Raw genomic sequence first — 5914 nt, 5'->3', positions numbered from 1 at the left:
CGCCGAGGCTGCGGGCCACGAAGTCGTGTGGCACGGAGCGGAGCACCTCGATCCCGGCGACGACTATCCGCTCTTCGCGATCCGTGTGGGCACGGCGGTCGTCGCGGACCAGGACGCCGGCGTCGACGCGTTCGGCGTGCTCGTGCTGGACGAAGCGGCCGCGGGGGTCGTCGCCGCCAACAAGGTGAACGGGGCTCGAGCCGTTCCCGCCGCCTCGCCGCGGGCGGCTGCCACCACGAGGGAGGTCGTGGACGCGAACGTGCTCGTCCTCGAGGGGATCGCGTTCGAGGAGAACGCGTGGCTGACCGTCAGCGCCTTCGTCACCGCATCACTGCCCCACGTCGTCGACCGCGGCCGCCGCATCCTCCAGATCGAGGAGTACGAGAACTCCGGGACCATCGAGGGCTGGGCGATCCAGCTCGAACCCGAGCAGATCGCCGTCAAGCACGAATAGCCTGATTTCGTACTGCTTAGGTTGTTTTTCGACAAAAGAGCCCTTAGAATGGAACTGACGTCGGGGCCACTCAGGTCCGTTCTTCCCCGTGATGCGCCGGGGCGGGCACACACCGTCGCGTCGACGACCCGATCGTTCGGGTGAAACGCATATGCCGCTCTCTGCCTGGAGACTCCGTCTCCTCATCGTCTCCCTGCTCACCGTGTCGTTCCTCGGTGCGCTCGATCACACCGTCGTCGCCACGTCGCTCGCAACGATCACCGGCGAACTCGGCGCCGTCGAGCAGATGAGCTGGGTGATCGTCTCGTACACGCTCGCCAGCACCGTGCTGCTGCCGGTGCTCGGCAAGCTCGCCGACCTCGTCGGCGCGCGGCTGGTCTTCCTGTCGAGCCTCGCGCTGTTCGTCGTCGCATCGCTGTTCTGCGGTCTGGCGCAGGACATCACCCAGCTCGCGATCGCGAGGGTGGCGCAGGGCGTGGGCTCCGCGGGCCTGCACCTCATGCCGCAGACGATCGTGGGCGAGGTCACGTCCCCGCGCGAGCGTCCGAAGGTCATGTCGTGGATCGGCGCCGCGTTCCCGATCGCGATCCTCGTGGGGCCGATCGCCGGCGGGCTCATCACCGACGCGTGGGGATGGCGCTGGATCTTCTGGATCAACATCCCCGTCGGCATGATCGCCCTCGCCCTGGCCGTGATCGCGGTACCGCATATCGCCGGTCGATCCGGGCGCCGCTTCGACATCGTCGGAGCGCTCGTCCTCGGTGTCACCGTGACGGCCTTCGTCTTCGCTGCGAGCTGGGCCAGCGCAGGCACGCCGGGCACCGGCATCCCCCTGCTCATCGCCGCAGTGGTGGCGATCGTCGGTCTCGCGGCATTCATCGCGATCGAGCTGCGCGTCTCGGAGCCCGTCGTCCCCCTGCGCCACTTCGCGAACCGGACGATCCTGGTGTGCATCGTCCTGTCGACCGTCATCGGCGTGGGCCTGTTCTCGGTGGTCTCATACGTGCCGACGTACATCCAGATGGCGTACGGCGTCTCGGCCACGGTCTCGGGCCTGGTGCCGATCGCCACCGTGTTCGGCATGCTCGTGAGCACCCTCGTGACGGGCTCGCTCGCGAGCCGGTCGGGCCACTACCGCGCGTTCCCGATCTTCGGCACGGCAGCGGCCGCCATCGGTCTCTTCCTGATGGCGCTGCTGCCGCCGGGAATGCCGCTCTGGGTGCCGATGCTCGCCATGGGACTCGTCGGAATCGGCACCGGCGCGTATATGAACATCATCGTCGCGGTCGCCCAGAGCGCGGCCCCGCGTACCGACACCGGCAGCGTGACGGCGACGATCAGCCTCGTGCGTCAGGTGGGCTCGACGACGGCGACCGCGATCGTCGGCGGGCTCATCGGCGTCGGCGTCACCGCGGGACTGCCGGCCTCGCTGGATGCCTCGACACTCACCCCGCAGGCGGTCGCGGCATCGTCCGCGGCCGTGCAGGCCCAGGTCGCCGAGCTGTACTCGAGCGTGCTGGCGCCGATCTTCATCGGGCTCGCACTGGCCTATGCGGTCGGCATCGTCGCGGCCCTGCTGCTCCCGCACGGCCGGCTCTCCGACGAGCTCGAGCCGCAGCCGGTGGTCGGCGCCGAGAACGCCGCCGAAACGGCCACGGCCTAGCACCGCCCATCCCGCATCCCCGTACTCGAAGAGGAGACGCAATGTCACAGCATCCCACCATCGCCATCGTCGGCAGCGGACCCATCGGCTCGGCGTACGCGCGCGTGCTCGTCGAGCAGCTGCCCGATGCCCACGTCGTGATGTTCGAGGCCGGCCCGCAGCTGACCCCGACCCCCGGCGAGAGCGTGCGCAACATCGCCGACCCCGACGAGAAGGAGCGCGCGCGCGAGATGTCGCAGGGCCCCCAGGCCGGCGCGCTGCGCGAGTCCCTGGGCCTTCCGGCGGGCGTCGTCGTCGAGGGCATGTTCACCGCGCGGCAGGGTACGCACCTGCTCGACTTCGGCGGTCAGGGCTCGGCCCACGCACCCACCTTCCCCGCCGCGGCGGCCGCCACCAACGTCGGCGGCCAGGGTGCCCACTGGACCTGCGCGACGCCCTCGCCGGCGTTCAGCGAGAAGATCCCGTTCATCGACGACGCGGAGTGGGACGAGCTGCTCGATGTCGCCAAACAACTGCTTCATGTGCAGAGCGCCGCATTCGCCGACTCCGCCGTCGGCGAGGGGATCCGTGCGCTGCTCGAGGAGGACTACGCCGGCGAGCTGCCGGACGGATACGGTCCGAGCACGCTGCCGGTCGCCGGCGACCCGCAGCCCGACGGCACGATGCGCTGGGCCGGCGCGGATGTCGTGCTGGGGCCTCTCGTCGACCCGGAGTCGCCGCTGAGCGAGCGGTTCGAGCTGCACGACCTGACGCTGGTCCGCCGCGTCGAGGTCGAGAACGGACGCGCCACGGGCGTGACCGTCGAAGACTTGCGCACGCGCGAGACGCGGTTCGTGCCGGCCGACCTCGTGGTCGTGGCCGCCGACGCGTTCCGCTCTCCGCAGCTGCTGTGGGCCTCCGGCATCCGTCCGGCGGCGCTCGGGCACTATCTCACCGAGCACCCCGTCGTCATCTCGACCGTCGCGCTCGACGCGGACAAGATCGGCCGGTTCGCGACCGAGGCGGACCTGGATGCCGAGATCGCGCGTCGCGCCGTGAACCCCGCCGACCCGGTGGCCGCGGTCAACCGCATCCCGTTCTCCGAGCCGGACCATCCGTTCTCGCTGCAGGTGATGTACGCCGAGAACCCGCCGTTCCAGTTGGATCCGGCGCACCCGGCAGCGGGCAACCGCTGGGGGTACGTGAACATGGGCTATGGCATGCGCAAGCGCCCGCGGTTCGAGGACGGCGTCACCTTCTCCGACGACGATCTGGACTACCGGGGCTTCCCGAACATGACGATCGAGTACGAACTGACGGATGCCGAGAACGCCGAGATCGCGGCGGCCACCGAGCGGCTGCGGCGCGCGGGCAGCGCGCTGGGCACCTTCGTGGCGGAGCCGCGGCTGCTGCCGAACGGCTCGAGCCTGCACTACATGGGCACCATGCGGATCGGCGAGACCGACGACGGCACCTCCGTGGCCGATCCCTGGTCGCGTGTCTGGGGCGTCGATGGCCTGGTGGTGGGCGGAAACGGCACGATTCCCACCGCGAATGCGATGAACCCGACGCTCATGAGCGTCGCGGTCGCGGTGCGCGGCGCGCGCAAGGCGGCGGAGGAACTGGCGCAGGTCGCGTCCGCTCGAGCGTGAGTCCGCGGCGAACGTCGGAGAATCGCGCCATTGTCGGAGACAATGCCGCTGATCCTCCGACATAGGCCCGATTCTCCGACGCCGGATGCCGCAGGCCGCAGCCTCAGGAGCCCCCGGCGATCCGATCCGCCATGTACTTGACACCCGCCGACGACGTCGAGCCGCCATCCACCGGGATCTCCGCTCCCGAGACGTAGGCGGCGGCATCCGAGAGCAGGAAGACGACCACCCGGGCGACCTCGTCGGCACTGCCCACCCGCTCGAGCGGAGTGAGCGCGAGCTGCGCATCACGCATCACGGTCGGCGCGTTGGCGGTCATCGGCGTCTCGATGAAACCCGGATGCACGATGTTGACCCGGATGCCGCGAGGCCCGAGCTCGGTCGCCGCGACATGCGTCAGCCCCCGCAGGCCCCACTTGCTGGACGTGTACGCGACCGGGTAGTGCGCGTTCAGCGCCGCCGACGACCCGATGTTCACGATCGACGACCGCTCGCCCATCAGCGGAGCCAGCGCCTGGATGCCGAGCATCGGGCCGGTGAGGTTCACCGCGAGCACGCGATCCCAGTCCGCGCGCTGCGTCTCGCCGAGGCGGGTGCGCAGTGTGATCCCCGCGTTGTTGACGAGGCCGCGCAGCGGCTCGCCGTCGAGCTCGGGGGCGAGCTCGGCCGCGAGCGACCGCCAGTCCTCCTCGGACGAGACGTCGAGCCGCCGGTAGACGACGCGCGTGCCGTCGAGTGCGGGTGCGGCATCCGCGACGTCGGTCGCGATCACCCGCGCACCGGCCTCGGCGAGCAGCAGTGCGGCCGCGAGTCCCTGACCCCCGGCGGCGCCGGTGACGACGACGGTCCGGCCGTCGAGGCCCGTATCGGTGGTGGTCATCTCAGCTCCCGCGATGTCTGCAGCGTGCGGCGTCGCGCCCGCGGTTCGACGCTAGCGGCGGCATCCGCCAGAGGGAATCCACGATCGGTGATGGCGGGCATCACGACACCCGAGCGCACCACGCCACGGCCGCGCGATGATGGGCTGATGGACGGCTCCGACCAGACAGCACCGCACTCTCCGCTCGCTCCCGACTCGCTCTTCTCCTGCGCGGGTCAGGTGGCGATCGTCACGGGCGCGGGCACCGGCATCGGCCGCACGTGCGCCGAGGCGCTCGCCGCCGCGGGCGCCCGGGTCGCGCTCGCCGGCCTCGCAGACAGCGAGCCCGAGCGCGCAGCCGCCGACCTGGTCGCGGACGGTGCGGACGCGTTCGGGGTGACGTGCGACGTGACGGATGCCGCGCAGCTCGCCCGGCTGGTGGACGACGTCGTCGATCGTTGGGGCCGGATCGATACGGTCCTGGCGAATGCCGGCGCAGCGCTGGATGCCCCCGGAGGGGCCGATGTGCTGGAGCGAATGGACCGCATGTACGCGCTCCACGTCCGAGCGGTCGCCGCGCTCGCCGAGCTGACCCTCCCGGTTGTGGCGGATGGCGGAGGCGGCGCATTCCTGATCATGTCGAGCCTGTCGGGCCTGCGCGGCAATCGCGTGCTGTCGGGCTACGGCGTGACGAAGGCCGCCAACGCCCAACTCGCCCGCAACATCGCCGTGCAGTGGGGGAGCCGCGGCATCCGCGCGAACGCCCTCTCACCGGGCGTGATCGCGACGGACTTCGCCGCGCCGATCACCGCGGACCCGGATGCCGCAGCCGCGCGCCTCGCGAAGACCCCGCTGGGCCGGTTCGGAAAGCCGGAGGAGGTCGCCGGCGCAGTCGTATGGCTCGCCTCGCCCGCCGGAGCGTTCGTCACCGGGCAGAACATCGTCATCGACGGCGGGACGCTCATCTCCGACTGACCCGCCCCTGCCCGCAGCCCTGCCCGCGAGACTGCAACCGGGCGTCGAGACAGCGGGTGCTGCCCGCAGTCTCGACTCGCAGATGCAGTCTCGCGGAAGGGACGCGGCGCGGGACGAGGGGGTGGTCGGCGCGGTCCTCGCGTACGGGTGGGCCTACGTCTGGCCGCTTCCTTTCGGGGCCACCGTGCCCTCGTTCGTCGTCACGTTCGTGCTGTATCTGTTGCTCTCGCTTGCCGGCGGAGGCGCGAATCCCCGAGAACGGTACGCTCGTTCCCGAATGAGCGGCCCAGCCCGCCGAACACCTCGAGAGCGGGGACACGTGACACTGGACA

5 protein-coding genes are annotated in these 5914 nt (G+C 70.8%); 4 read left to right on the top strand and 1 reads right to left on the bottom strand.

The annotated features are described in order from the left end of the window. From VFX99_RS11725 to VFX99_RS11715, 3 genes are all read left to right on the top strand, one after another. Nucleotides 1-454 (top strand): RpiB/LacA/LacB family sugar-phosphate isomerase (locus tag VFX99_RS11725; RefSeq protein WP_329666474.1); only part of this gene is annotated, 454 nt, incomplete at its 5' end. Between the two features lie 151 nt (nt 455-605). After that, nucleotides 606-2117, top strand: coding sequence for an MFS transporter (locus VFX99_RS11720; protein WP_329666473.1), 1512 nt, complete (start codon nt 606-608; stop codon nt 2115-2117). A gap of 41 nt (nt 2118-2158) precedes the next feature. After that, complete coding sequence (locus VFX99_RS11715) at nt 2159-3748, top strand: GMC oxidoreductase (protein WP_329666472.1); 1590 nt, start codon at nt 2159-2161, stop codon at nt 3746-3748. A gap of 103 nt (nt 3749-3851) precedes the next feature. Here VFX99_RS11715 and VFX99_RS11710 read toward each other — a convergent pair whose 3' ends face one another. Beyond that, nucleotides 3852-4628, bottom strand: coding sequence for an SDR family oxidoreductase (locus VFX99_RS11710; protein WP_329666471.1), 777 nt, complete (start codon nt 4626-4628; stop codon nt 3852-3854). Between the two features lie 90 nt (nt 4629-4718). Here VFX99_RS11710 and VFX99_RS11705 point away from each other — a divergent pair, with 90 nt between their 5' ends. Next, nucleotides 4719-5582 carry an SDR family NAD(P)-dependent oxidoreductase gene (locus tag VFX99_RS11705; RefSeq protein WP_329666470.1) on the top strand — a complete coding sequence of 288 codons (864 nt, stop codon included), beginning with the start codon at nt 4719-4721 and terminating at the stop codon, nt 5580-5582. Nucleotides 5583-5914 lie beyond the last annotated feature (332 nt).

The sequence above is a fragment of the Microbacterium sp. genome, from assembly GCF_036277215.1.
GTDB lineage: Bacteria > Actinomycetota > Actinomycetes > Actinomycetales > Microbacteriaceae > Microbacterium.
The sequence above is the reverse complement of the archived record's forward strand: the minus strand, read 5'-3'. Positions and strand labels throughout refer to the sequence as shown.

Excerpts from the sequence above, each read along its gene's own strand:
- VFX99_RS11720 (WP_329666473.1), top strand. The coding sequence starts at position 606 with ATGCCGCTCTCTGCCTGGAGACTCCGTCTCCTCATCGTCTCCCTGCTC.
- VFX99_RS11715 (WP_329666472.1), top strand. The coding sequence starts at position 2,159 with ATGTCACAGCATCCCACCATCGCCATCGTCGGCAGCGGACCCATCGGC.
- VFX99_RS11710 (WP_329666471.1), bottom strand. The coding sequence starts at position 4,628 with ATGACCACCACCGATACGGGCCTCGACGGCCGGACCGTCGTCGTCACC.
- VFX99_RS11705 (WP_329666470.1), top strand. The coding sequence starts at position 4,719 with ATGGCGGGCATCACGACACCCGAGCGCACCACGCCACGGCCGCGCGAT.